The organism is Sulfitobacter sp. CW3 (assembly GCF_019392245.1).
Classification (GTDB): Bacteria; Pseudomonadota; Alphaproteobacteria; order Rhodobacterales; family Rhodobacteraceae; genus Sulfitobacter.
Genome location: NZ_JAHXRL010000001.1, coordinates 389,911 through 415,934, shown reverse-complemented (window position 1 = coordinate 415,934; position 26,024 = coordinate 389,911). Strand labels below are relative to the sequence as shown.

The following is a 26,024-nucleotide window of genomic DNA, read 5'->3' as shown; positions in this document are numbered from 1 at the left end:
AAAGCCAGCCTTCAGATACGTGGTGCGTGAGATAGGCAGGCGGCGCGCCGAACGCGCCGCCTGCCCCGACAGCGCGGCTTAGTAGCCGGCTGCTTCCATTTCTTCTGTGGTCAGTTCTTGTGCGTTTGCAAGGGCTTGCGCGGCTGTCTGGTTGCCCGCAAGAGCATCCGAGAACTGCTGACCCACTTGGTTCGCGATACCTGCGAATTCAGGGATCGCAACAAACTGGACACCTGTGTATGGCACGGGCTTTACAGTCGGGTTCGTTGGGTCCGCGGCCAGGATGCTATCCAATGTCATCTGCGCAAACGGGGCAGCGGCAAGGTAGTCGGCATTTTCGTACAAGGATGTACGTGTGCCCGGAGGCACGTTTGCCCAACCTTCGTTACCCGCAACCAGTTCAGCATAGGCCGGGCCAGTTGCCCAGGAAATGAACGTCTTGGCGGCGTCCTGCTTTTCCGAGGAAGACGGGATCGCCAAGGACCATGCCCAGAGCCAGTTGCCACGCTTGCCCAGACCGTTGTCCGGTGCCAGTGCGAAACCGACCTTGTCCGCAACGGTTGAATCTGCGCCAGTTACGAAAGATGCCGCAACAGTTGCGTCAATCCACATGCCGCATTTGCCCTGTTGGAACAGCGTCAGGTTTTCGTTGAAACCGTTGTTTGCTGCACCCGCTGGGCCGGATTCATTCATCATCTCCAGATAGAAATCCAGCGTTGCGGCCCATTCTGGGCTGTCAAACTGTGCGTTCCAGTCTTCGTCAAACCAGCGTGCGCCGAAAGAGTTAGCCATCGCAGTGAGGAAAGCACCGTTCTCGCCCCAGCCCGCTTTGCCGCGTACACAGATGCCGTTGATGTCGTTTTCACGGTCGGTCATTGCCGCTGCCGCTTCGCGGATGAACGTCCATGTTGGCGCGTCGGGCATTTCAAGGCCGGCTTTTTCCATCAGGTCTGTGCGGTACATAACCATCGAGGATTCACCATAAAACGGCGATGCATATAGCTCTCCGTCGACGGTCAAACCGCCCGCGATGGCAGGCAACAGGTCTTCTTTGTTGAAATCGTCGGCCATGCCTTCGTTCAAGGACACCAGCCAGCCGTTATTGGCCCAGATTGGCACTTCGTAGGTGCCGATCGTCATCACGTCATACGCTCCACCGCCGGTGGAAATATCTGTCGTCAGGTTTTGACGCAGTACGTTTTCTTCCAGCGTGACCCACTCGACTTTGATGTCGGGGTGCTTGGCGTTAAAATCTTCGGTCAGACCCTGCATGCGGATCATATCGCCGTTGTTAACGGTTGCGATTGTAATGGTCGTGCCGTGCGCATCCGCGGCTGCGATGCCAGCAGACAGGCCAAAGCCGACCGCAGAGGTCAGCAAAAGTTGCTTGAGTTTCATGGTTGTCCTCCCAAAGACGTTTTTACACGTGTTAAGAATAGAGGCTCGATTAGCATTCCGTCAACTTAATATTTCACGCGCAAACGCCGCAACGCAGCAATTAAAAGCGATCAAGCAGAGTCGCGCACCTTTAAAACACCGTCCATAAGTTGAACCGTTTGATTGGCTTGAAACTTTTCCACGCGCAACTTTTCAATCAATCGGTCGACAGCAGCCTGCCCGATCGCCTCAACATTCTGGGCAACGGTGGTCAATGTGGGGATCATGAACTGGGAAAGTGGGTAATCATCATGACCAGCGATTCGCAAACCACCGCGGCGCAAGCTGCCCGGTTCTAGCCCATGATGCGCTGCAGCCCGCAACGCGCCAATCGCCACGCGGTCATTGGCGCACAAGATCGAAGAGTTAATGAAATCACCCTTGGAAAAATAGCGATCCAGCACCGCCAGACCATGCGCCTCAAAATGCCCCTCGGCATTTAGGGGGTCTACACCGATGATAGTCGGCTCAAGACCCAGCTCCTCCATCTTCGCAATATACGCGACTTCGCGCTCTAGCGCGTTAAAGTTCACCCGTGGCATCGCCAAAAACACCGGTGGTCCGCCCACGCGCCCCAGATATTCTGTAATAAGTCCAGTGCTTTGGATATGATCGGTGCCGACAAAGTCCACGCCGGACAGCCGTGCAGGGCGCGAATCCATCAACACGAAAGGCAACCGCGCGTTCAGTCTCTCATACACCTTAAGATCACTGTGATTTCCCAGCGGGGCCACCACGGCCCCGTCCACATTCATCGACAAAAACGTCTCGGCGGCGCGCGCTTCGATCTCGGGATCTGAATGCGAGCATTGCGTAATCACAGTATATCCGGCCCGCATCGCTGCGCGTTCAATCGATTCAAGCAAGCGTGTGAAAAATAGGTCATTCAGGTAAGGAATGATCACGCCGATCATCCCGGTCGTCTTTCTGTTCATCCGCGTCGCAAAGAAATTCGGGATATACTCAACCCTCTCCAACCCGCGACGTATCCGCTCAACCGAGGATTTGCTGACCTTAGTAGGGTCCTGAAAATACCGCGACAACGTCGGCCGCGACACGCCAATTGCAGCCGACAACTCCTCCATCGTATGAATCTCGGGTTTTGCCATGGACACCATTCCTCGTCTTAACTGTGATCAACTGAACACTAGGGTAAAGAAATGCGAATGTCGCCACCCTGATTTTAACGCGCGGAAAATTGCACCAGTGGTGCCCGGAACCTTTGGATTATGTTCTCTCAAATTGCGGCGGCCCTTGGGCGGGTTGTAAAAATCCGTTGATACCTAGTGGGACCAGTATCTGGATTTTGAACTGCGCCGCTGGCGCTACGGTCTGGACAGATCCGCTCTGAAAGCCTGCACCTTTCGATCCCCCGTGCCTATCCCGTCAAGTATTAGGACACGCAGCGGATGAACACCGGGGAGATTGACCTGCACTGGAAAGTACTGGGTGATGTTTTCCATCGGCAGCACGCCGCATGTGCGGACTAAGGCGATTAGCCCGCACCCTGCTTGATATCATGAAAGCGTAATCCCCCACGCCCGGGTCGCAAGATAAACGATACAGACCTGCGGCCTACCACTTCAGCAATCAAACCTGTCATTGAGGATGCTGCGTGGCGTTCGCAGCTCCAACTCAACTTGGATAATGGCGCACCACAATCTGGTACAACAACGGCTTACATCCGCATGGTAATATCAGCCGCTTCTAAGCTACTCGCAGACTCCCCGTTTCTGCTTTTGAAGTTTGAAAGCGTTCGGTAAGTTCCCGCAAGGTGCTGGCATTTTGGGCCAAGCTTAGACAAGCTGCGTTCGTTTGTTCAAACCGAGCGGCATTTCGTTGGGTCGCAGTACCCAAATCACCGACTGACGCGTTGACCGACGATATTTCCGCACTTTGTTGTTGCGTGCTGCCCGCAATAAGTTCCATTTTTTCGTTTATCACCTGCACGCCAGCCACGACTTTCTCCAACGCCGAAACGCTGTCTGAAATTTTATTCGATCCATTCGCAACCTGTTCTTCTGAGCGGCTGATTATTGTGCGGATATCCGTTGCGCTTTCCGCTGAACGCTGCGCAAGCGCGCGCACCTCTGACGCAACAACGGCAAAGCCGCGCCCCGCGTCCCCTGCCCGCGCGGCCTCGACCCCCGCATTCAAAGCAAGAAGGTTGGTCTGAAAAGAGATAGCATCAATGACCTCTACGATCTTCGCTATTTCTTGGGCCTCTGCCATAATCAACTGCATCGCGACAGACGCATCCAATACGATCTCTCCACTTTGCTTGGCACTCAGCTGTGCAGTTTGCGAGGAACCGTTCACCTCTTTTACGCTATCGGCATTTTCTTTTACGATCCGCGTCAACGCTTCCAACGCCAAAGACGTGCTGCCAAGTGTCATAGCCTGCTGCTCAGTCTGAAGCGCCAAATCATTGGTGGATATTGAAATTTCATGAATTTCCGCATCCATCTGCATCGACCGCACCGCAACTTCGGACACCATTTCCTCGAGAGAGCGTACGGCGGCGTTAAATCCGTCCCTAAGTTCGTCGTATTCTTTCGGCAGCGACCTAGAAATCCGCGCAGTCAAGTCGCCTGTCTCAAGTCGCCTCAATCCCACGCGTAATGCCTCGACAACTTGGGCCTGCTCTTGTGACTTCGCTTGGTCGTGTTCGATATGATCCTTCTGGATTTTGCGATTTTCAGCCTCGGCAGACAGCCGCGTCACCTCTGCCGCCTCCAGTTGAAGCACAGTTGCTTCGGCCCTTTCCTGCGCCAATTGCGCTTCCTGCTTGGCACATTCAGCTTGTTTCTGAGAGAGTTGCGCCTCTCTACGCGCAGCGTCGGACAATGCTAAGCTAGCCAAAAGCTCATCCGCCTTTAGTGCCATCGCTTTTTGAAGGCGCATAAGTTGTTGAACCGTGATCACAAGCGCCATGGTTTCCAACAGGACAATTCCCGCGTGAAGTAAGGTGCGCTCAATATTGTCCCAAATCCCTCCGGAAGGGTAAATCAAGGTTGGCATCAATACAGACAGCGACGCATGGTGAATTGCGATAACACTTGCCGCAAAAAGCAACGCTGGCACACTGCGCAGGATAACCAACGACGCAAGCAACGCAAAATACAGCATATGGCTATCAATTTGCCACGGATGCCCCTGAAAAGCGCCATTTAAAGCAATTGCTTGCCCAATCAGCGCCATCGCCGCACCGATCGTTGTTAACAAGCGCTGGCCGCGCGCCATAATGGCACCCAACAATAAAAAGCACAACGAAACCGAGATCGCCCAAATATAGTTGCCCCCGACCATAATCGCAGCGATTGCAACACAAGGTACCAAGGCAATCGCAAGACCAAAGACCATTTTCACCGAGGTCGCCAACGAATTCATTTCCATTTTCATTAACTCCGTACCGTCTGCGGCGATAAATCAACTGAGACGCCACAAATATCGGCCAACATGCTGGCAGGCAGTAGCCGATACCCCGCCAAGTTAAGTTGTGAATGACCGTCGGGAGGCACTGTTATCAGCCGTGAGAAAATCGCATGCAACGGCCCCAGCCCCCGGCCACCTGCCAAATCAAGATCCTCTTGGAAGTTGCTGGAAGGGTTGAAAGATAGGACGACGTACAGATCTCCCCTATCAAGCTGCCCCGAGTGTGATTGAATTGCACTCAAAGGTCCGATAACTACGACAATACAGAAGCTGATAAGAACCCACGGCGCGCAGGTGAGAAATCTACGTACTGTAGCGCGGTAAACCCCTCGCAAGGTTTCTGGATGATCAGCCAATTTATCCAACGCCTTACAAGCTCCCATTCCTTAAAATATCCTCGGTAGATCGACACACCGATTGCGATACAATCGACCTGTGCCGGGCAGTAATCGAGGACAAAAGCAATCCCGCATCGCCAACGCACATTTCCACCAGCATTAGGCCAAAAGAGTTTAGAAATAGTAGAGAGGGGCTTTCAGAAGAGCGTCACCTGCCCATGATCTGTTTTTTTGTCATGTTCAATCTGACTAAAACTGTTCACAACGCGATCAAGACGCAGGGCTTGTAGAGCGTAACCAATTTCAACGCTCTGCCCGTCGGCCACCTGCTCACCCAAACGTGCAGCAAAATTTCTGATGTCTTCTACTGTCTGTATTAGAATATCCATCTCCTGAAATACTGCTCTTTGTTCGTTGGTAGGTTTGCCGCCCTCGATGAATGTAGACGCCAATGCCAGATCTACCTGGCGTGCCATTCGTTCAATACTAGTCAGCTCATTTTCAAGACCATGAAAAATCTCGGGCCAAGTCGATTTCACGGAGCTCATAGGCGGCCAATCACTGTTTCGACGCATGTTTTCATTTTTACGGTATCAAATGGTTTAGTAAGAAAGTTATTCAGCCCCCATTTCTGGGCAGCTGAGAGAATATCTCTACTCATAGCACCACTTATTAATATAAAGCCGATGCGCGCGGTGCTTTTTTGCGACCTCAGGTTCGCCAGAAGTTCTAACCCCGACATCCCGGGCATATTATGGTCCGAAATCACCAAGTGAAATCCTTCTCGAGTAGCCTTGACAAAAGCGACATCACCAGAGTTGCAAACGTCAACATTTGTAATCCCAATTTCATACAGAGAATTACAGATAAGCCCACGGCTTACGCTTGTATCATCAGCGACTAATACTTTGATTGTTTCACGTAGTGACATCGCCGCTCTCCATATGTTTGATACTCTGCCTCAAAAAACTTAATGGTCGGCGAAAAGACGTCGGACCAAACAGTTCTAGTTGAAGAGACAAATCAGCGCTAATCCTTTCCGAGTGGCCAATAAATAGCGTACCATCTTGATCCAAAACGTTTTCTAAACCTTTCCAAATTCCAGATTGCGTCTCCGGATCCATATAAATTGCGACATTTCGGCAGAAAATTACCTGAAATGGGCCACGAACCGGCCACGGCTCCACAAAATTCAAATACCGGAATGTCGTCATATCTCTTAACGGTTGCCGGATGTGAACCTTGCCGTCATCCCTATCCGGATCGAATAGTATATCGGTATAGCCCTCTTGCACACCATTCATTGATCCGTTTGGATAAATTCCGATCTTTGCACGCTGTAACGTGTTCGTATCAATATCGGTTCCCAAAATCCGAATATCGAAATCTAACGCATCGGGAAAACACTTAAGAACGAGTGCCGCAATACTATATGCTTCTTCACCGCTAGAGCATGCCGCCGACCAAAGCCTGATCCGCTCCCCTTCTTTCGCCTTTTCAATCAATTTCGGCAGCACATCGGTTTCAAGAAGATCGAAATGACCCGGCTCACGGAAAAAGCGCGTCGTATTGGTAGTCAATGCATTAATCATCTGAATAAGCTCTTGCGCGCCCTCATCGGTACAAACATACGCAAGATACGCGTCAAAATCGGGCAACCTTTGGCGACGAACACGGGAAGAAAGTCGCGAAAGTATCATACTATTGGAACTTTCCTCCAAGTGAATACCCGTTTTTCTTTTAAGAAGTGCGCGAATGCCGTTAAAGGCAGCCGTCGACAATAGAATTTCGCCATGGCTCATTGCGATCGATGTACCTTCTCTAGTCATGCAATTTCACGCGCCTCTGCCATGGTTGCTGCGATGTTGTTTATGTCCAAAACACGAAGGGTCTTATTATTTTTTGTTACAATTCCTTTTACGAACATATTTTCGGATCCTCCGCCCATATTCGGCATTGGCTGAACATCATCGTGCACCAATCCAACAATGTCAGACACGGCCGTCACAACAAAACCGACCGTCTGATCCCCAATCAGTGTAATGATAATCACGTCGCGGTCGGTGGACTCATATCGCCCCAACCCCAATCGCGCAGATAAATCAACGATAGGAACAACAGCACCGCGCAAATTCATTACACCCAATACATCCGACGGAGAATGGGGAAGCGTTGTTACTTTCGTCCAACCGCGGATTTCTCTCACGAGGATAATGTCCATACAAAAATCTTGCGCGCCGATTGAAAACGTAATGAATTCAATCTTTTTCAAAGATTTCCTTCGTTCTTCAAAACTCATGCGTATGCCCTCTTGTGCGTACCAGAAGCCGACGTTGTGCTAGATATCCCGTGGGTAATTTCGTCTAAATCGATAATTAAGGCGATTTGACCGTCCCCTAATATTGTCGCCGCAGCAACAAAAGGAACATGGCCGTAATTCGATTCAAGGCTTTTAATAACAACTTGCCGTTGATCCCGTATTTGATCCACGGCAAGTGCAAAATGCTCCCCTTTCTCGTCTTCAACAACAATAAGGATATGGCCATTGGGAGGGGCAGACCTGCCTTCATACCCAAATACCTGCCCGAGCTCGATTATGGGAACCATCATATCACGCGCTGCGATCATCCGGGAGGACGGGCCAATTTGATGAATTTTCGATGCATCAGGGCGGATGGTTTCGACGATTGTGGATATGGGCACCACCAAGCTTTCGTCGCCGACATCGACGATCATGCCATCAAGAACCGCAAGCGTCAGCGGCAGACTAATTGAAATTGTTGTCCCTTCTCCCGGGCTAGAAATGATCGCAACCCGACCGCCGAGACGACGAATTTCACTGTTAACAACGTCCATCCCGACACCACGTCCGGACAGGTTGGTAACGGCTTCCACGGTCGAAAATCCGGGCATGAAAAGCAATCGGTCAATTTCACCATCACTTAGTTGAGCCGTCTTTGGTATCAGCCCCTTGGCGATGGCCGAAGCCAAAACTTTATCTCGGCGCACGCCGGCACCGTCATCAGTAACTTCTATCACGACGCGACCGGACCGGTGCGCGGCGGACAGCGTTATGCTTCCCGCTTCTTCTTTTCCTGCTTGAACACGGTGCGGTCCTGTCTCTACTCCGTGATCGACGGCGTTTCTTAATATGTGGGTCAACGAGTCGACCAAGCGTTCGATCATGATGCGATCTACTTCGGTATCCTCGCCCTCTACGTTAAACCGGACCTCTTTGCCGGCGACCTGTGCTGTTTCCCGCACGATACGCGCCATCCGCTGGAACAGCGGCTTCACTGATTGGGCACGAATTGCCATGATCCCCTCTTGAATAGTTCGGGTCAGGGATTTGAAATCATCAAGCGTCGCTGCAACCTTCCGACTGACCACGCCGCTGTGTTCAGTAAGGGATTGGCTCATCACTGATTGGGTGATCACCAACTCGCCTACCAAATTGATCAGTTCATCAACTTGGTCCAAGTCGACACGAACCGTCGATTTGCGTGGCGCGTGCGGTTTTGACGTCTGATTGGGCAGTATTACGATTGGGCTTTCCGTCTCACCGCTGCCCAGCTGATCCGTATCCGCCACCGTTTCGACTGCAGCCATATCATCTGCTGCTGCCATGGGATGGGGAAGCACGGGGTTGGCACGCTGACTACATAGAATTTGGAAGTTGGCGTATGGCTCCGCGAACTCAAATATCTCGCGAATTTCATTCTCTGGGCGATCGGTGGCGAGGTTCAAATGCCAGGTCACTGCCGGATCGGACTGGTCCCAGGCCGCATTTATGTCTAACTCAACGTTAACCTTCAACGGCCCGAATGATTCAAGTTCCCGAAACAAATGCGCGGGCTCATGCCCGTTTGCGTATAATTCAGCGGTCGGCGCGAATGTGATATCGAAATGCGGGATTTTCATTCCAACATCGGCTGGCGCGGGCCCCTCGGCCCCCATGGCCAGAGGTACGAATGCTGCAAGGAAGTCATCTGTTTGCGCTGGCTTAAGTCCCGTCCCCGATAAGGATTCAATCTCGGAAATCTGACGCGTGAGAGCGTCGGGATCAGGGTCTGTGCCCGCGGCACCACAAGATATCAGATCCGCAAGATGATCTGCCGCACGATAGAAAACAGCCAGAATTTCGCGGGTTATTACCAACTTACCGCTGCGCAGTTCATCCAGGATTGCTTCATATTCATGGGCAAATTCCGCTATCGCATCGAGGGAGAACGACGCGGCCCCTCCCTTGATCGAATGCACGGCGCGGAACATACTATTAATTTGATCAGGATCTGCATCTTCTGGTGCCGCATCCAGCGCATTCAATCCATCGGTAAGGTCTTCAAGCTGTTCCTCACATTCCTGAAAAAATATTTCGCGTAGCTCGATCAGTGATGACATGTTCAAAGCCTCGCAACGCGCCGGATCGCCGAAACAAGCCGCGTATCGTTAAATGGCTTCACAATCCAACCAGTAGCACCAACGGTTCGCGCCCGATCCTTAAGCTCGGCGCTGTTTTCGGTACTCAATACAAGAATTGGGACCGACGCGTTCCGGCCAGAACCGCGGACGGTTTCAATAAACTCGAACCCATCCATCACCGGCATATTTATATCCGTGATAATGACATCAGGGTTTGCGTCGGTTAATTTTTGCACGCCATCTGCACCGTCTTCTGCAGTTGTTACGAAAAATCCAGCTTCCTCCAAAGTCAAACGCAACAGGTCGCGCATCGTCCGGGAATCATCAATCGTGAGAATACTAATACTCATTGCGGTTGTTCCTTTCCCAGAAGTGTCTCGGCCATTCCCAAAAGCCTTAGATCATCCTCAAAATGTGAAGAGGCCTCAATTTGGAATGTGTATCCGGAAAACTGGCAAAACCCTTGAAAGCGCAAGAGAATTTCTGCGGCTAGAGCGCCAACAGAGAGGACTTTTCGACCATCTATCGTGATATCTTGCCCACTGTTGCTGGAAAGCAGCTGGATTAGATCATCTGCCTTGCCTGAATGCAGTCTATCGGGGAGCATTATTGTACAGGTCATCACATCATTTCCCGAAAAACTGGATATCGTCGTGAGACCGCTTTGCAGCGGGCGGGATAAAAACGTCGGTTTCGTCATCGTCGACCAAAAGTTGACTGACCCGGCCCGTGGTGGGTGTAAAACGTATCGCGCGCGCCTGCCCCCCGCCCAGACTGCTTGCAACAACAGGCATTCCTTCCAATTCAAGGAAACCAATCGCAAATTCGCAATTTTTTGCGCCTATATGGCCCATTCGTCCCGACATTGTTGCACCGCCGAAAATTTTGGCGCGCAATCGCGACTTTCTTGCCCCAAGTTTCAGCAGTCCGTTGATCAATATCTCCATAGCAAAAAGCCCATATCGCTCTGAATGGGCGTCGCTGTCAGGGCCCGTCGCGAGCAGAAAATGGTTCATCCCACCAATGCGCGCCACTGGGTCAAACAGGCAAGTGGCCACGCAGGAACCCAGCAAGGTTTTCAAGACAACATCGGGTGCATCAGTGACTTGGAATTCACCCTGAGCGACAAACATCTCGTCCGCATGATCAGGCCACGCGGGAGCCTCGCTTAAATGGAGCGCCATTGAACGATCCCCCCGTGAAAACCTATGCGAGTGTTCACTAACAACATCAAAAATCTGTCCATGTTCCGGTGGCCGAGCATGCAATTTCTTGCTTCAACGGCACCCGTACCCGTTCAGTTTCTTCCCTTGCCGATGCCTGTACTATTTCGCTGCCGTTTCTTCGATCGGCAAAATCAACAATTTGTTCCGCCAGTTGAAAGTGATAGATGGTTTCAACCAATGCGGCAGCTTCGCGCTTAAGGGCATCACTTGCCGCGGTCGTTTCCTCCAATCGCGCGGCATTCTGCTGTGTCGATTGATCAAGTTTCGTGACTGAACTGTTTATTTCTTCGAGGTTCAGTGATTGTTGACTGGCCGAAATCGCGATTTCGGAAACCTGTGTTGAAATGTCGTGCACCGAGGTAGCGATCTCTTCCAAAGACTTCCCTGTTTCGCCAACCAAATCGACGCCAATTTTGACTTGAGCAACCGACTGCGCAATAAGGCCATTGATCTCGGTCGCAGCTTCGGATGATCTTTGGGCCAACGCCCTGACCTCAGATGCGACAACGGCAAATCCGCGCCCCGCCTCACCGGCTCTGGCCGCTTCGACACCGGCGTTCAGCGCCAACAAGTTCGTCTGAAAAGCAATGTCATCAATGACTTTGACAATAGAGGCGACCTTTTTGGAGGATGTCGAAATTTCGTCCATCGCGGTGACCGTTTTCAGAACCACAACCCCGCTCTTCTGCGCATTTATTTTTGCTTCCGCGACGATACTATCCGCTTTCTGGGCACCTTCTGCGGTGCCTCGAACAGCGGCTGTCAGGTCGTCCAACGCAGAGGCTGCCTGCTCCAATGTGGCAGCCGTCCCTTCGGTTCTACGCGACAATACCTCAGTCGTTCCGCTGATGTCCTGGGATTCGTTACGGATGGTTTCGGCGCGACTGGCAATACCGCGAAGCGCTTGGCATAATTGCCCTACCGCATTGTTATAGTCTTGTCTCAATTCCTCAAATCGATCCGCGAACGGTTCAGATAGATTCACGTGCAGATGGCCATCACGCAGCCGCTTAAAGGCGACGCGCAGCGCATCAACGACCTTTGCCCGCTCATGACTTAGCTCTGCACGATCCCATTGGGCTTGCTCGGCCGCCTGAGTTACCTCGGTGATATCCCGCCCCAACAAGAACAGCCGATAAGGCTTTTTGTCGGTACCGATAACTGCCGTAATGCTGCCTTCGACGATAACATCGCTGCCATCTATGCCTCGAAACACCATTTTCCCAATGAAAGAGCGGCCTTTCTTTAACTTTGAAACCAAATCTTCGGCGTCACTCGACATCAAAGACGCCAATGTCGCGCTTCCTTGCATGCCTTTGGGCCTGCCAATTGTCGCAGAGAAAATCTTGTTTTCATCCAGCAGCAGTCCTTCTGGGGAAAACTCAGCCCGAAGCTGGGTCGCGTTGATTTCGTTGATCAGCGCAGTGCTTTTCCACACATTTGTGACGTCCTGCCATTCAAGGACAAAACCAATCTTGTTGTCTTCGCCATCGCGTATGGGTTTAATTTTAAGGGAGATGCGGACGTCATCCATTGTAATCGTTGTCGCAAATGCCGCGCCGTCATCAGCCCCGATATCCTCCAACATTTTGTTGGAGAGAACATGAAAGAGCTCAAGTGGCCGCCCGACCACGTCTTTCGGGTCGAAGTCAGGAAAGTAGCTTTGAAACTGAGTGATCCGATTTTGGCAAAGCTCTTCGAAAGCCGGATTGACCGCAAATATCTCGCCCGTTTGATACGCAAGCACCAAGGCCGCCGATGAATTGTTGAACGCTTCACGCTTAAAGCTTGCTTCACGTGCCCCTTCTGCCGCGTTTTCGAGGTCTGCGCGCAGATGCTCGACCGCTTTACCCATCGTGCCAAATTCATCATGGCGGGCTGCGCTCACAACCTCTGCCTTGAAATCACCGTGCCGCAAAGCCTCGACCGTTTTGGTTAACGCGGACATTGGCCTGAGAATAATACCGTGGAATGCCAAAAACGTCGCGACGACTGCGATCAGTCCGATAATACCGGTGGCAATCAAGGATTTGAGCTGGGTGTCAGCCAGAAAATCAACCAGCGGATCAGCCGACCACCGCATTGCAAAAGCGCCGACATTTCGCGTCTTTCCAAATAAAAGCGGGAAAGCGATCTCTTGGGTTTGCTTTGAAACCAACCGGGTTTCTGCACCAATTGCACTGCGCGCGAAATCGGCCAAGGCCGCATCTGTGTCGGAGCCATATTCAGCGACGGTTGTGCCATCGGTGCGCACCACCACATAGCTGATAAACGAACCTCCAGTGCCCTCTTCGAATTGACTGAACAAGTCGTTGATATCGCCGTATTTCTGATAAACGACCGGCGCGGGCAACGCAGAGGCCAGTAATTGGCCGCGATCTTCGGCTTGGGTTCCCATGGTTTCATGAGCGAGATGACCAAGCGACGCCGTTTGCAAAATGAGCAACGGCAGCACCACAATTGAAATAGAAAGCACAGCGGCAAGGGCAAACTTGGTCGCAATTGAATGCAGGATACTCACGCGTTTTGGCATCGACATTTTCTTACTCTCACAAACTCGGGAACTAAGGGAATGCGGCGGCATCAACGCCGAAAGTCACTGCGCCGACTGGGGTCCGCATGATCGGGTCAACCAAGGTAGCCGAGATTTGCCGCTGGTAGGTATTGGCAGATTCATCAAATTCGATTTCTCCTTGATGAATTGCCCAAGCCCCTTTTGGGAACGTCTCAAGGAACTTGGCTTCGTCCCCTTGCCAGTAATCGGTGGTGACGTTGCTGATGGCAGCGTTCGATCCTGTGGCATCCATCACAATAATTTCGGTAATCCGGCCTTCGGATTCAGCGACCACTGTACGCAGATAGGCCGAAGCCGCTGTTGCGCTGATGAGGCCGATCAGTTCAGGATCGCTGGTTCCAATTTCTGCGCGCCACAGCTCGTCTTGGGAGAGTATTTCACGCTCGTCCAAATTCATGTTGCGGTAGTTGCTTTTCGCAAGTGCAGCCCAGATCGTCCCTTCGTGTTCAAGGTTAACGATCTGTTTCAGAACATATACCAAAGCATTTTCTTCGGCAGTGTTGGCAGCAAACGCAGCCCCACCGACAAAACCAAAGATCAACGTGAACGCGCGCAGTACAGTCAGCACTAGAAAGGCCTCTTGTTGGTCGACCGACCCAATTGCCGGCCACCCCCTTTAAGAGGAAAAGTCTTTGTAAGCTGTTAAGCCCCGCCACAAGTTCTTGCCGATTTTAAACATTACGCCCCTGATCATTAACGCCTGACACTGACGGTTTTCATATGATCCAGCCCCGCGGCGACGCCAATATGCGCTTGTGGGGTCTATCACCAATCCAGACCATATTTGATGGATCGACCGCCGTGAAATCTGCGCCCGGCTTGATATGCATCAAGGCGGCACGATAGGGCACGGTGTTACGAAGCCTAGGTCCCCTCATCGGAGCGTAACTATGGCCGACAAGCAAAGTGAAATCGAAGCGACACTGGGGGTTGGTGACAGTCGGCATCCGATCCCGCGCTGGATTTACTACATCGCGATTTTGCTCGTCCTTGGGGGTGGCCTATATTGGTGGAACACCGAGGCCGCGACACGGCGCGCCGTTACCTATCAGACCGAGGCCGTGACCCGCGCCGATTTGCAGGTCACAGTTACCGCGACAGGCTCCATTGAACCCACGAACCTGGTCGAGATTTCATCGGAACTGTCCGGGACGATGGAAAAGGTGCTGGTTGATTACAACGATACCGTGGCGGCCGGGCAAATTTTGGCGCAGCTCGACACGACCCAGCTTGAAGCGCAACTGGCTGTGCAAAAGGCATCCCACGCCGTGGCCGAAGCGCAGGTTGCCAATGCCAAAGCAAGTCTGTTGGAAGCTGAATTGAATTACGACACGGTCCGAAAGCTGGATGAACGCGGCGTTACCACACGCACAAACATGAACGCAGCCGAGGCAAAGCTGGCCCGCGCAAAGGCCGATTTGGCCAGCGCAAATGCGAATATGGATTTGACCAAGGCCCAGCTTGATGCGCAACAGGCCGAGCTGGACAAAGCCTGCATCTGTTCGCCAATCAAGGGGCTGGTGCTGCGCCGCGATGTCGATGAAGGGCAGATCGTGGCCGCGATGCTATCCGCGCCTGTCTTGTTCACCATCGCCGAGGATTCGACCAAGATGGAGCTTCAGGTTGACGTATCCGAGGCTGATATCGGCCGTGTCGCACCGGGTGAACTGGCACGCTTTACCGTCGATGCCTATGACGATCAGACCTTTCCGGCGGTCATTTCCATGGTCCGCTATGCCTCTGAAACCATTGACGGGCTGGTCACTTACAAGGCGATCCTGTCCATCGATAATGCGGCCCTGATGCTGCGCCCCGGCATGACTGCGACGGCTGATATCACGGTCGCAGAACATAAAGACGCGCTTGTGGTGCCCAACGCTGCGCTGCGTTTTGCGCCGCCGCAAGTGGTCGAAGACACCGACGACGACAACACCCAAGGCGGCGGCCTGCTTGGCCTGCTTATTCCATCCCGTGACGATGCGAATGCCAACACGGGGTCGACCCGCACCGTTTGGGTGCTGCGCGACGGTGCCGCCATCGAAGTGCCTGTCGAAAAGGGTGATACCGATGGCCAGATGACCCACATCCTGTCAGGCGACATCGTCGAGGGTGATATGGTGATCGTCGACATGAACGAGGGATCGTGACGTGGTCGATGCCGCACCGTTGATCGAATTCCGCGAAGTTGCAAAAATCTATGGCAAAGGCGAGGCCGAAGTCCGCGCCTTGGACGGGGCCAGTTTCAAGATAGAAACCGGAGAATTTGTCGCGATCATGGGCCCTTCGGGGTCGGGCAAATCCACCGCGATGAACCTGATAGGGTGCCTCGACAGCCCTACGTCGGGGGAATACCTGTTCCACGGTGTGCCGGTCGCCAGCCTTGACCGCGAGCAGCGCGCCCTGCTGCGCCGGAACTATCTTGGGTTTGTGTTTCAGGGCTACAACCTGCTGGCTCGGGCCTCGGCGCTGGAAAACGTGGAACTGCCCCTGATCTACAAGGGCGTTGGCCGCGCCGAACGCAAGCAGCGCGCGCTGGACGCGCTCAGCAAGGTCGGCCTGAAGGGGCGCGAGCACCATACGCCCTCTGAACTGTCGGGCGGGCAGCAACAACGTGTGGCCATCGCGCGGGCGCTGATCGGCAATCCGGATGTGATCCTTGCCGATGAACCCACAGGCAATCTTGATACGAAAATGTCACGTGAAATCATGGATTTACTGTGCGGTCTTAATGATAACGAGGGGATGACAATCATCATGGTCACCCACGAAGAAGACATGGCCGAATATGCGCATCGTTTGATCTGGATGGTCGATGGCAAGGTCGAACGAGACGGAAAGCCGACCGGCGGAGGTGGCAAACGATGATCTGGGAAACCATACGGCTGGCAGTTCAAGCGATCTTTCGCAACACAATGCGGTCGGTTTTGACCGTGCTGGGGATCGTTATCGGGGTCGCCGCTGTGATCGCAATGGTCACGGTCGGCGAAGGATCATCAAGCCAGGTCACGGCGGATGTTGAAAAGCTGGGCACCAACATTTTGATGGTCATGCCCGGCGGCATGGATCAGGGACCGGGCACACAATCGGTCGCCAAAGCGTTCAAACTGAAAGATGTAGAAGCGATTATTGACCAGATTGGCAGCGTCGACACCGCTGCCCCCTATGCGCAAACATCGATGACAGCGATCTTTGGACCCGAAAGCACGACGACGCAGGTCGTCGGCACCGACAACCGATACCTTGACGCGGTGGATTGGCCACTGGTGATGGGGCGGCAGTTCCTAAGCACCGAGGAAACCTCGGGCAGAGCGGTCTGTATCATTGGTGAAACCGTGCGCCAGAAACTCTTCGGCAACACCAACCCCGTCGGTGAAACCATCCGCCTCAGCTCGCTAACCTGCGAGGTCGTAGGCCTGCTGGAAGCCAAAGGCGCGTCGTCTTTTGGCACGGATCAGGACGATGTGATTGGCCTGCCGATAAAAACATTCCAGCGGCGTATTTCCGGAAACAGCGACGTCGCGATGATGTTTGTGTCGGTGCAGGATGGGAAATCAACCGACCGCGCCAAGACCGACATCGAAGCGCTGATGCGCGAACGCCGCCGCATCAGCGAAGGCGAGGATGATGATTTCACAGTCATGGACATGAAGCAGATCGCCGCGATGCTGTCGGGGATCACCAATGTGCTGACCGGCCTTTTGTCGGCGGTGGCGGCGGTCAGTCTGCTGGTCGGTGGCATCGGCATCATGAATATCATGCTGGTGTCCGTCACCGAACGTACCCGCGAAATCGGCATTCGCCTGGCCGTGGGTGCGCAATCAGGCCAAGTGTTGATGCAGTTTTTGGTCGAGGCCATCGTTCTGTCGGTGATCGGTGGCCTGATCGGCATCGTTCTTGGTCTGATGCTGGCCATCTTTGCGTCGAACCTGATGGCGATCCCCTTTGCCCCCAACCCCGCTGTTGTGGGTGGCGCGTTCCTGTTTTCGGCGGTGGTCGGGGTGATCTTTGGCTATTTCCCCGCGCGCCGTGCGGCACGGCTCGACCCGATCGAAGCGTTGCGGCACCAGTAACCGCGATCAACGACCGTATCAGCCGCGCGACTTACGCGACGTTTTCGATGGTGATGCTCGTTTCTCCGGCGCTTTTGGTCCCCTCTGCCACGCCTTCGCTGCTTGGCATTTTCAGGGTAAACGTGCTGCCATGACCGATCTTGCTGGTCAGCGACAACGTACCGCCATGCAGTGCCGCCAGTTGTTCCGAAATCGCCAACCCAAGGCCAAGACCGCCGCTTTTGCGCGACATTGATCCGTCAACCTGTTGAAAACGTTGAAATACCCGCTCAAGGTTCTCCTCAGAGATGCCATGACCCGTATCTGTCACATTAAAGACGACCTGCCCGTCTTCTTTGGACATCGCCAGATGGATGGAGCCTTTGTCGGTGAACTTGATCGCGTTGTTGATCAGGTTGTACAGAATTTGCTTGAGCCTGACCTTGTCGGCGATTGCCTCCGCGGTGCTGTCACCTGAATAGGTCAGCTTTAACCCTTTGGCTTTGGCATTGGGTTGCAGATCCTCAACAACAGAGAACGCCAGTTCATCCAGCTTCAAAAGCTGCATATCCAGTTCCAGCTTGCCACGGGCGACTTTTGTCCAGTCCAGCAGATCTTCGACCAGCCGGATCATGTGCTGTGCGGAATCTGCAATCCCCGCCCCCTGCTCCGAGATGAAGTCTTGATATTTTTTGACCGCGCCGGAGATTTCAGCGCTTGGCGTGCCGTCGGCAGCTATCACCGTAGCAAGCTGCTTGGATTGGGGCAGCCGGTCACTGTTACGCATAAACGTCGCGCGGCCAAAAATCACCGTCAAAGGGGTGCGCAGTTCATGCGACACGTTGTTCAGGAAATCGGTCTTTTCGCGGTCTGCCGCCTCTGCGGCGTCTTGCGCGTGCTTTTCAGTACTGACGTCCGTCCAGATGCCGACAGTATACCCGTGTGGCGTCTTGGCCTCGGTGACCTTTAACCAAAGCTCCTCACCGACTTGTTGAATAAAGGATTCACCAGGGTTGCGAAATTTGTCCATCCGCGATGCAATCCATGCCGTTTTTTCCTCGGCATCAAGCGGCGTTGGCTGATGGGCCGCGGCGATGCGTGCCAGTTCATCCATTTTCATTCCGGGGACAACAAGATCGGCAATATCGGAATGGTAATCGAGATATTTTTCATTCACGATCATCAACCGTTCTTTGTCGTCGAAGGCAATAAATCCTTCGCTGATACAGCCGACGGCTTCGGACAGCAGCGCATGCGCATTATCCTTTTTCACCGCAAGCCTGCGATAGGCCAACAACACGACCAACAACACCATGGCCGAGAACAGTGAAAAACCCACCAAATAGCTGCTTTGCGGTGAATAAGAAGGCCAGCCATCGGTGGGCCGAGCCTTTGCCTGCCATCTGTTGCCCAGCATACTGAATTCAACAACGACGGGTTCGAAACGCCACGAAATGTCGCCGTTACCAGCCGACGCCGCAGGCAATCCGGAGGCTGGGATCTCTTTCAGCTCGAACAGATATTTTGATGCATCGCCAAAATCGTGGCGTTCCGCGCTTAACAAGCTGTCCGCCTCGACCACGATCGAAATGATTCCCCAAAAACGATCCAGATCCCGATCCGAGCGGGGCAAAAACACAGGGTAACGCAGGATATAGCCTGCCTTGCCGCCCAGCAGCGAAACAGGCCCGTCGACGACGGCGCTTTGCCCGCGATATGCCCGTGCGACACTGGCCATTTGCTCGGGCACTTGCCAGTATTTCAGGCCGATCGCTGTTTTATCGTCGCCCTGCGGAAAACTGTGGGTGACCTGCAGCCCCGGTGCCAGTGCAACAGCAACAATTGCTGGGGCTTCCTTTTGAAATTCCTCGACCGCCCGGACGATTTTCGCATCAACAACCCCGCCTGACGTGCTGAGTATGATTTCAATTTTCTTAGCGATCAGAACCGTCTCAAAAAAGCGCAACTGAACTTGCTCGGCTGTCGCATACAGCCCGTTTTCAACGTCACGCTTTACGGTTGCTAGATGATTATCACGGTCCAGCTTGATGATCGTATAGCCAATGCCAGACACGCCGCCGATAACAATGACGGCCATCAAAAGAAATGATTTTGACGATAGATAATTTCTGATTCTGCTGATCATATTTTTAGAATTCCCCCGAAGAAACTATGAACACGTAGTCGTCTTGTCTGATGAGCTGACGATCTATTTTTTGTTCCGTAGTCTCCCTCGTTTCACCATCATTGAGGCACGAGCCAAATTGTGGGCGCATTTGTGGCGATTTTCGGACCAGGTCGATAATGCGCATCTCAGTACATTTAACAATCTGTTTTATCGGTATTTTTGCTGTCCCGGCAGATTATCTCCATTGGGTGCTTTTCCCATCCGCGTCTGCACGCGGCGTGAAAAGCACCCCTTGCGTAGCATTGAGAAGCAACTTGGTTAATATTGCAACCAGAACACGAAACGTGCAGATGTCTAGGACAGCTTAAAATCTGCAACCGATGGTGAATTTATAGCATCCAACTGGTCCAACCCCGAAACACATTCAGGCGTTTGGCACCGTTAGCGCGGGACGGATTATTGATATCGAACCTAAGAATCGCCTAGCGCGCGATGACAATGTCAGCCCGCAGGCCGCCCAACCGTTCGGACACACCCAACCGCAACACGCCGCCATGGGCGCGGGTAATGTCGGTCGCGATGGCAAGGCCCAGACCAACGCCGCCTCCGCCTTTGTTCTGGCTTCGGGCGGGGTCCAGTCGCGAAAACGGGCGCACGGCCTCTAGGCGGCGTTCTTCGGGGATGCCGGGGCCATCGTCCTCGACGCGGATGCGCAACGTTTTATCGGTTAACATCACCGAAACTTCGGCTTGGGTTCCATAGCGGACGGCGTTCGAGATCAGGTTATCAACCGCCCGCAAGATCGCCCCCTTGCGCAAACGCACCGTGCCTTCCCCATCCCCTTCCGAGGGTAGCAGCGTCACGTTGCGCCCTGCCCGCTGGGCCTCGGCCACGGCGTTTTTCAACAAGACATGCGGGTCCAGTTTTTCAAATTCGCCCTCGGCGGCCCCTTTGGCGAAATCAAGGAACTCATCCAACATCCGCTGCATATCGCTGACGTCCTGCAACAAGGGGCCGACCTCATCGTCGTCCATCATCGACAGACTTAACCGCATACGTGTCAGGGGGGTGCGTAGATCGTGGCTGACACCCGATAGCATCAATGTACGTTGCTCAATGTGCCGCTCGATCCGGGCGCGCATATCGACAAATGCACTGCCTGCGGCCCGTACTTCGACCGCACCGGCAGGGGTATAGGGGATGTGACGGCCACGCCCGAATGCTTCGGCGGCGCGGGCCAAACGTTTGATCGGGCGCAATTGATTACGCAGATAAACGAACGAAATCAACGTCATCAAAAAACCAAAGGTAAAGGTATAGACGAATAGCTGATGCGGATTCGCCGCTGAAATGCGCCGCCGGTCAAAGCTGATCTTGATCGGGCCACGATCTGTATCGGTGAACAAATGCACCGTCCCCGGGTCGGTCAGATCAAGCGCCAGAAAGCCGGGCAAACGGGCGTTGAACAGCTTGATCATCACACGGCCCGAATAATCATACCATGACAGGCTGTTCTTGTCGGGCAATCCATCTGGCGATACCGACATCACCCCCATCATCAAAGGGGCCAACCGTTCTGTGACCATCGGTGCAATGTCGTCGGGCGACGCTGCATCCTCTGTCACGTCCAACACCAATGCCACCTCGCGCAGCACGGTTTCGGTCATCTGGGTTGTAACCCCTTCATAGTTGCGCTGCGCAAAGATCACCGTCACCACCAGCTGCAAAATCACAACCGGCAACAGCAGGATCAAGGCCGCGCGCCCGTAAATGCCTCGGGGCATATATCGTTTGAGCCAGGTAAAGAACATGTTGTAGACCTTAGCCAGACACCTGCCCCTACGAAAGGCCAAACAATGCTGCCCCCCGATGACTTTGACCCGCCCGTAGGCCTTGCGCAGGATTTGGAACCCGGTTTGCGTAGAATCGTGGCGGACAACCCCTCGCCCATGACCTATCGCGGCACAAACACCTATCTGCTTGGCAACCGCGGCCTTGCGGTCATCGATCCCGGTCCGGCATCGTCGACGCATCTGGATGCGATTCTGGCCGCCGTCGGTTCAGACCAACACATCAGCCATATCATCGTCACCCATACCCACCTCGATCACTCCCCCCTCGCGCGCGATCTGTCCCAAGCAAGCGGCGCACCGATCATTGCATTTGGCGATGCGGCTGCGGGGCGCTCGTCCGTCATGACGCAGCTGGCCAAAGGCGCACAGATCGGCGGCGGCGAGGGCATTGACGAAGATTTCCGCGCCGACCAGATCGTGCAGGACGGCGACCATATCAAAGGCGACAGTTGGTCATTAGAGGTCATCCACACCCCCGGCCATATCGGTAACCACATCAGCCTTGGCTGGCAGGATGCCTGCTTTACCGCCGATCATGTAATGGGCTGGGCTAGCTCGCTTGTGTCGCCGCCCGATGGCGACCTGACCGATTTCATGACCTCGTGCGCGCGGTTGCAAGAACGGAAGTGGCGGGCATTTTATCCTGGCCACGGTGCCACGATAGACGATCCAAAAGACCGTTTGGCATGGCTCGTCGCGCACCGCCAATCCAGAGAGGCGGATATTTTATCGGCCCTTGCCTCTGGCCCGGCAACCGCACATGCGCTTGCGGCACAGATCTATACACAGACACCACCCGCACTTCTGGGGGCGGCCACCCGAAACGTTCTGGCACACCTCGTTGATCTTACTGGAAAAAACCAAGTTGCGCCTGTGGATACCCTATCCGTTGACGCCGAATTTCGGCTGATCTGAAATCAATTTCGAAAAAGCTGTAAAAAACTTCCCTAACCCACTGGACGGCACAAAATACCACTGCTATATCGCCCAGACCGTTCCGACGTAGCTCAGCGGTAGAGCAGTTGACTGTTAATCAATTGGTCGTAGGTTCGATCCCTACCGTCGGAGCCATAAAAAGCCACTAAGCTCAATAGCTTGGTGGCTTTTTTGCTTTTAGCGATCCGCGCGATGGCCAATGAGCTGCAACGACTTCACCTCCGTGGAGATCATTAGAGGCTATTCCAAAAACCCCAAGCATACACGCACAACAGACGGGCCAACTCAGTGACCGTCTCTAAGCAGTTTCACGGCCTCCAACGCGACTGTGGCTCTGAGGTCTAGATGATGCTGCTTGAGCTTCGGCATCTCTGATCTCCATCATGTTAAAAATCAGCAGACAATAAGCTGCAGCGACCGCCAGAGTTCAAACTTTGGCGGTCGCTCGCTGATTGCCCAACCGCCTGCGTTGTTCCGTTTCAGCTCTTTTGCTTCATCGGCAACCGGCGACAGCATGCCGTTGTTTGTGCGCCTTCCTGTCAGGTTGCAAAACATCCCGATGCATCGTTTGCCTGAGCCTAGCAGCGGACCTCTTCTGCGGCAGAAGAACAACGGTGCTGGCTCCGGCGTGATCTGGTGCCTAAAGCGCGGGGATCACACGCTCGGTCAGACTGTCGCTAACGAAGGCCCCGCGCATCGACACAGATCCGATCCTCCAATCCATCGAGCTTTCGGCAAGCTCACTGCTGGGAAAAAGCGTTTGCAGATGAAGGTTGGCTCCATGGCGATCCAGTACAGCATGAACCATGCCAATATCGACAACCGTAACGACCCCCGTGCGCACCGCGGGGATGACCTGCCGCCGCTTAATCGTTTTGATATATGCGCCGGTCTTACTATTGGTGACAACGAAATCGACGAGAGTTTCACTGGCCGGGGTGACGTGGATGTTGGATTCCTGCATCGTCAGGTTGCCGGTCATGTGGCTCAAGGCCTTTAGATTTAAATAGTGAACCGCGATGCGGCGCACCCCAAGATCAAGATTGTTCAGTGCGGCTTGACCGATCCGGGAATTTAGCATCTCGCACAGCAGCATGGACATGTCGCCCTTGCCCAGCCAAACAGAGCTAACATTGCCCGCAGCATCAAGGAACCTGTCGCGAAAATCAGCCGTAGTTACACCGTTGCCCAAGGCACCGGGCGCGCTTGACAACAAGTGCCGTCCAATCGCATGCGCGCCTTTCGAGGGGTCCTCACCGGCGGCGGCCGGGGTTTGCAGGCGCCCATCGCGCACCAGATGATCCTCTGACCTGTTGATTAGTTTTATGGTGTCTGACGGGAACCATTCGCGTTTCAAAGCCATCTCAATCTCCATATCGGGCGGAACCCGCCTCTGTATCGACCGCACGACCCACTGGCGCATGACGCAACGGCATATTCTCGCAATGAGTGTGCAGGCTCCGTGCCATTATGGCAATGCCGAAGACATCCCCACTTGTGAAAAACCAGCCAAGCGCAGTTTCAGTCGCCCTTGTGGATCGGGCGCACAAGCTTCCGAGTTCCAGACATCAGGTCGTGAGCGCGCTGCACCCAAACACATGACTGCTTGTCGGTGTCGGCAGACGCACAAACCCCGCTCGCGTTTAGCGCCTTGTTTAGGCGCTCAGAGCGGCTTTGCGATTTGCCTGAATTTTACCCAGCACCCCGGATTATGCCCGCATTTTAAGCAAGTCATCAAACGATCACGTCGCCGCCGCCATCCCGCTATTGAGAATTGCATGTTCGCAGCAGCAGTAATGACGGTGCACAAAAATCTCAAAATTCTGGTTGTCGAACCTGACCAATCCAAAGCGAAAGACATCATTGATGCGCTTGTCGAGAGCGGGTGGTCCGAAGTGATCGTCATCGCGACTGTCACGCAGCTTGACCGCACGCTTCAACAGCAAAATCCCGACATCATTTTGATCGATCTTGCCAATCCTGACAGGGACACGCTTGAACATATTAGTGTCGTCTCCCAAGCGAAAGAGCGGCCAGTCGCAATGTTTGTGGACCGAACGGACGAGGCCATGACGCAGGCGGCCATCGCCGCGGGTTTAAGCGCTTATGTGGTGAACGGATTGCAAATGGACCGGATTAAACCGGTTCTCGAAACTGCAATCGCGCGCTTTCGGCTTCTGTCGAAAATGCAGTCGGAACTGGACGCGGCCAAGCTTGCCTTGTCAGACCGCAAGACAATTGACCGCGCCAAAGGACTGCTGATGCGGGCGCGCGGGCTGTCAGAGGATGAAGCGTATAAATTGATGCGCAAAACGGCCATGGATCAAGGCCGGAAAGTGATAGATGTCGCTACTTCATTGGTGACTGCGGCGGATCTTTTGCAATGACAAAAAGACATGTCGAATGCGGATATCTACCACTTGTGGACAGCGCGCCCCTGATCATCGCCAAGGAATTGCAATTTGCCGCCGAAGAAGGATTGGACCTTTCATTGGTGCGCCAGCCCTCTTGGTCGGCATTACGAGACATGCTCGCCCTCGGGCATCTGGATTTTGCGCATATGTTGTCTCCGATGCCGGTTGCAATGTCATTGGGATTAGGCGGCATGCCAGCCCAGATTGATGCGCTGATGGTCTTGTCGGTTAATGGAACGGTGATCGGAGTTTCCGCTGACCTGAATGCGAAGATGCAAGCAACGGGCTGGCGCAATACATTCGATAACCCCAGAAAAACAGCAACGGCCCTTTTCGCGTCGCGCAGCAAACCCTTGCGGGTTGGCGTTCCGTTTCCCTTTTCAATGCACCGGTTGCTGCTGGATTACTGGCTGACACGCGACCCTGGCTTTCAATCTGATCATGTTGAGATCATTACCGTGCCACCGCCCCAGATGGCAGCGGCCGTGCAGGCCGGCACGTTGGATATCTTCTGCGTAGGAGAACCTTGGGGCAGTGTTGCCGTGCAACAAAGCGAGGCAGTTCTTATTTTGCCGGGCAATGCGATATGGCAATTCGCCCCCGAAAAGGTACTGGGCGCACGGCACGATTGGGTAGACGAAAACCCCGACATCTGCCGCGCGATGATCCGCGCCGTTTACAAGGCGACGACCTGGCTAGAGCAACCACAAAATGCCCCGCTTGCCATCGAAATACTAACCCGCAGCCAGCATCTTGGGTTGCCCGATCACGCGATTGACCCCGCTTTGACTGGCGACATGACGCTAAAACTCGGCGATGCGCCGAAACAGATCGAGCGTTTTGTGAGGTTTCATGGCGGGGCGGCAAACTTCCCTTGGCGCAGCCAGGCAAGCTGGATCGCGCAATATTTAGCAAGCCTGCATAACCTTGATCCAAAAGATGCTGATACCGTCGCGCGACGGTGTTTTCGCAGTGATCTTTACCGCAGTGCGATTGCAGCCCTTGGCGCTGATCTGCCCGGCGCGTCTGAGAAAGTTGAGGGGGCTTTGGCCCAACCGACGGCAGTTGCGTCCACCCGAGGCGAAATGATTCTGGGGCCTGATACATTTTTTGATGGCGCGGTTTTCGACAACCACCGCTTATTTCCGCCCAAAAAATAGGCGTTTTCTGCATTGCAGCAAAAATTACTGCATGCGCGAATGATTGATGTA

21 protein-coding genes and 1 tRNA gene are annotated in these 26,024 nt (G+C 53.8%); 7 read left to right on the top strand and 15 right to left on the bottom strand.

Features of this window, described 5'->3' with window-relative positions; genetic code table 11:
* Nucleotides 1-78: 78 nt before the first annotated feature.
* The 12 genes from KZZ06_RS01785 to KZZ06_RS01730 form a co-directional block, all read right to left on the bottom strand.
* Nucleotides 79-1,398 (bottom strand): sugar ABC transporter substrate-binding protein, encoded by a 1,320-nt coding sequence (locus KZZ06_RS01785; protein ID WP_219578305.1) that lies wholly within the window; start codon nucleotides 1,396-1,398, stop codon nucleotides 79-81.
* Nucleotides 1,399-1,508: 110 nt separating this feature from the next.
* Nucleotides 1,509-2,546: a LacI family DNA-binding transcriptional regulator gene (locus tag KZZ06_RS01780; protein WP_257884153.1), complete on the bottom strand. Its 1,038-nt coding sequence runs from the start codon at nucleotides 2,544-2,546 to the stop codon at nucleotides 1,509-1,511.
* Nucleotides 2,547-3,144: 598 nt separating this feature from the next.
* Nucleotides 3,145-4,833 carry a methyl-accepting chemotaxis protein gene (locus KZZ06_RS01775; protein WP_219578304.1) on the bottom strand — a complete coding sequence of 563 codons (1,689 nt, stop codon included), beginning with the start codon at nucleotides 4,831-4,833 and terminating at the stop codon, nucleotides 3,145-3,147.
* Between the two features lie 574 nt (nucleotides 4,834-5,407).
* On the bottom strand, nucleotides 5,408-5,758 hold the full coding sequence (locus KZZ06_RS01770; protein ID WP_219578303.1) for a hypothetical protein: 351 nt from the start codon (nucleotides 5,756-5,758) through the stop codon (nucleotides 5,408-5,410).
* Entirely contained in the window at nucleotides 5,755-6,141 is a 387-nt protein-coding gene (locus KZZ06_RS01765; protein WP_219578302.1) for a response regulator, read from the bottom strand. The genes KZZ06_RS01770 and KZZ06_RS01765 overlap by 4 nt, the downstream gene beginning before the upstream one ends.
* Nucleotides 6,128-7,012: a protein-glutamate O-methyltransferase CheR gene (locus tag KZZ06_RS01760; protein WP_219578301.1), complete on the bottom strand. Its 885-nt coding sequence runs from the start codon at nucleotides 7,010-7,012 to the stop codon at nucleotides 6,128-6,130. Before KZZ06_RS01760 ends, KZZ06_RS01765 begins: the two co-directional genes overlap by 14 nt.
* A gap of 23 nt (nucleotides 7,013-7,035) precedes the next feature.
* Nucleotides 7,036-7,509: a chemotaxis protein CheW gene (locus KZZ06_RS01755; protein WP_219578300.1), complete on the bottom strand. Its 474-nt coding sequence runs from the start codon at nucleotides 7,507-7,509 to the stop codon at nucleotides 7,036-7,038.
* Entirely contained in the window at nucleotides 7,506-9,611 is a 2,106-nt protein-coding gene (locus tag KZZ06_RS01750) for a chemotaxis protein CheA (protein WP_219578299.1), read from the bottom strand. Before KZZ06_RS01750 ends, KZZ06_RS01755 begins: the two co-directional genes overlap by 4 nt.
* A gap of 2 nt (nucleotides 9,612-9,613) precedes the next feature.
* Nucleotides 9,614-9,982: a response regulator gene (locus tag KZZ06_RS01745; RefSeq protein WP_219578298.1), complete on the bottom strand. Its 369-nt coding sequence runs from the start codon at nucleotides 9,980-9,982 to the stop codon at nucleotides 9,614-9,616.
* Nucleotides 9,983-10,258: 276 nt separating this feature from the next.
* Nucleotides 10,259-10,816 (bottom strand): chemotaxis protein CheD, encoded by a 558-nt coding sequence (locus KZZ06_RS01740; protein WP_257884152.1) that lies wholly within the window; start codon nucleotides 10,814-10,816, stop codon nucleotides 10,259-10,261.
* A gap of 46 nt (nucleotides 10,817-10,862) precedes the next feature.
* The gene (locus KZZ06_RS01735; RefSeq protein ID WP_257884186.1) at nucleotides 10,863-13,442 is read right to left on the bottom strand and encodes a methyl-accepting chemotaxis protein; all 2,580 of its coding nucleotides are present in this window, start codon (nucleotides 13,440-13,442) and stop codon (nucleotides 10,863-10,865) included.
* Complete coding sequence (locus KZZ06_RS01730) at nucleotides 13,423-14,001, bottom strand: hypothetical protein (RefSeq protein ID WP_219578296.1); 579 nt, start codon at nucleotides 13,999-14,001, stop codon at nucleotides 13,423-13,425. Before KZZ06_RS01730 ends, KZZ06_RS01735 begins: the two co-directional genes overlap by 20 nt.
* A 322-nt stretch (nucleotides 14,002-14,323) precedes the next feature.
* Here KZZ06_RS01730 and KZZ06_RS01725 point away from each other — a divergent pair, with 322 nt between their 5' ends.
* From KZZ06_RS01725 to KZZ06_RS01715, 3 genes are read left to right on the top strand one after another with little or no spacing between them, the layout of a single operon-like run.
* Entirely contained in the window at nucleotides 14,324-15,580 is a 1,257-nt protein-coding gene (locus KZZ06_RS01725; protein ID WP_219578295.1) for an efflux RND transporter periplasmic adaptor subunit, read from the top strand.
* 1 nt (nucleotide 15,581) lies between these two features.
* The gene (locus tag KZZ06_RS01720; protein WP_308339990.1) at nucleotides 15,582-16,298 is read left to right on the top strand and encodes an ABC transporter ATP-binding protein; all 717 of its coding nucleotides are present in this window, start codon (nucleotides 15,582-15,584) and stop codon (nucleotides 16,296-16,298) included.
* Nucleotides 16,295-17,503, top strand: a complete 1,209-nt coding sequence (locus KZZ06_RS01715) for an ABC transporter permease (protein WP_219578294.1) — start codon at nucleotides 16,295-16,297, stop codon at nucleotides 17,501-17,503. The genes KZZ06_RS01720 and KZZ06_RS01715 overlap by 4 nt, the downstream gene beginning before the upstream one ends.
* Before the next feature lie 31 nt (nucleotides 17,504-17,534).
* Here the strand turns inward: KZZ06_RS01715 and KZZ06_RS01710 are convergent, their stop codons facing one another.
* Together KZZ06_RS01710 and KZZ06_RS01705 are read right to left on the bottom strand one after the other, a co-directional pair.
* Nucleotides 17,535-19,580: an ATP-binding protein gene (locus tag KZZ06_RS01710; protein WP_257884151.1), complete on the bottom strand. Its 2,046-nt coding sequence runs from the start codon at nucleotides 19,578-19,580 to the stop codon at nucleotides 17,535-17,537.
* Nucleotides 19,581-20,092: 512 nt separating this feature from the next.
* Nucleotides 20,093-21,421: an ATP-binding protein gene (locus tag KZZ06_RS01705; protein WP_219578292.1), complete on the bottom strand. Its 1,329-nt coding sequence runs from the start codon at nucleotides 21,419-21,421 to the stop codon at nucleotides 20,093-20,095.
* 45 nt (nucleotides 21,422-21,466) lie between these two features.
* Here KZZ06_RS01705 and KZZ06_RS01700 point away from each other — a divergent pair, with 45 nt between their 5' ends.
* Both KZZ06_RS01700 and KZZ06_RS01695 read left to right on the top strand, forming a co-directional pair.
* Nucleotides 21,467-22,378 (top strand): MBL fold metallo-hydrolase, encoded by a 912-nt coding sequence (locus KZZ06_RS01700; protein ID WP_219578291.1) that lies wholly within the window; start codon nucleotides 21,467-21,469, stop codon nucleotides 22,376-22,378.
* A gap of 81 nt (nucleotides 22,379-22,459) precedes the next feature.
* Nucleotides 22,460-22,534, top strand: a tRNA-Asn gene (locus KZZ06_RS01695).
* A 505-nt stretch (nucleotides 22,535-23,039) separates the two neighbouring features.
* Here the strand turns inward: KZZ06_RS01695 and KZZ06_RS01690 are convergent.
* Nucleotides 23,040-23,762 (bottom strand): hypothetical protein, encoded by a 723-nt coding sequence (locus KZZ06_RS01690; protein WP_219578290.1) that lies wholly within the window; start codon nucleotides 23,760-23,762, stop codon nucleotides 23,040-23,042.
* A 439-nt stretch (nucleotides 23,763-24,201) separates the two neighbouring features.
* On the opposite strand from KZZ06_RS01690, the gene KZZ06_RS01685 reads away from it, so the two are divergent.
* Both KZZ06_RS01685 and KZZ06_RS01680 read left to right on the top strand, forming a co-directional pair.
* Complete coding sequence (locus KZZ06_RS01685; protein WP_219578633.1) at nucleotides 24,202-24,786, top strand: ANTAR domain-containing protein; 585 nt, start codon at nucleotides 24,202-24,204, stop codon at nucleotides 24,784-24,786.
* On the top strand, nucleotides 24,783-25,973 hold the full coding sequence (locus KZZ06_RS01680) for a CmpA/NrtA family ABC transporter substrate-binding protein (protein WP_219578289.1): 1,191 nt from the start codon (nucleotides 24,783-24,785) through the stop codon (nucleotides 25,971-25,973). Before KZZ06_RS01685 ends, KZZ06_RS01680 begins: the two co-directional genes overlap by 4 nt.
* The last annotated feature ends 51 nt before the right edge of the window (nucleotides 25,974-26,024 follow it).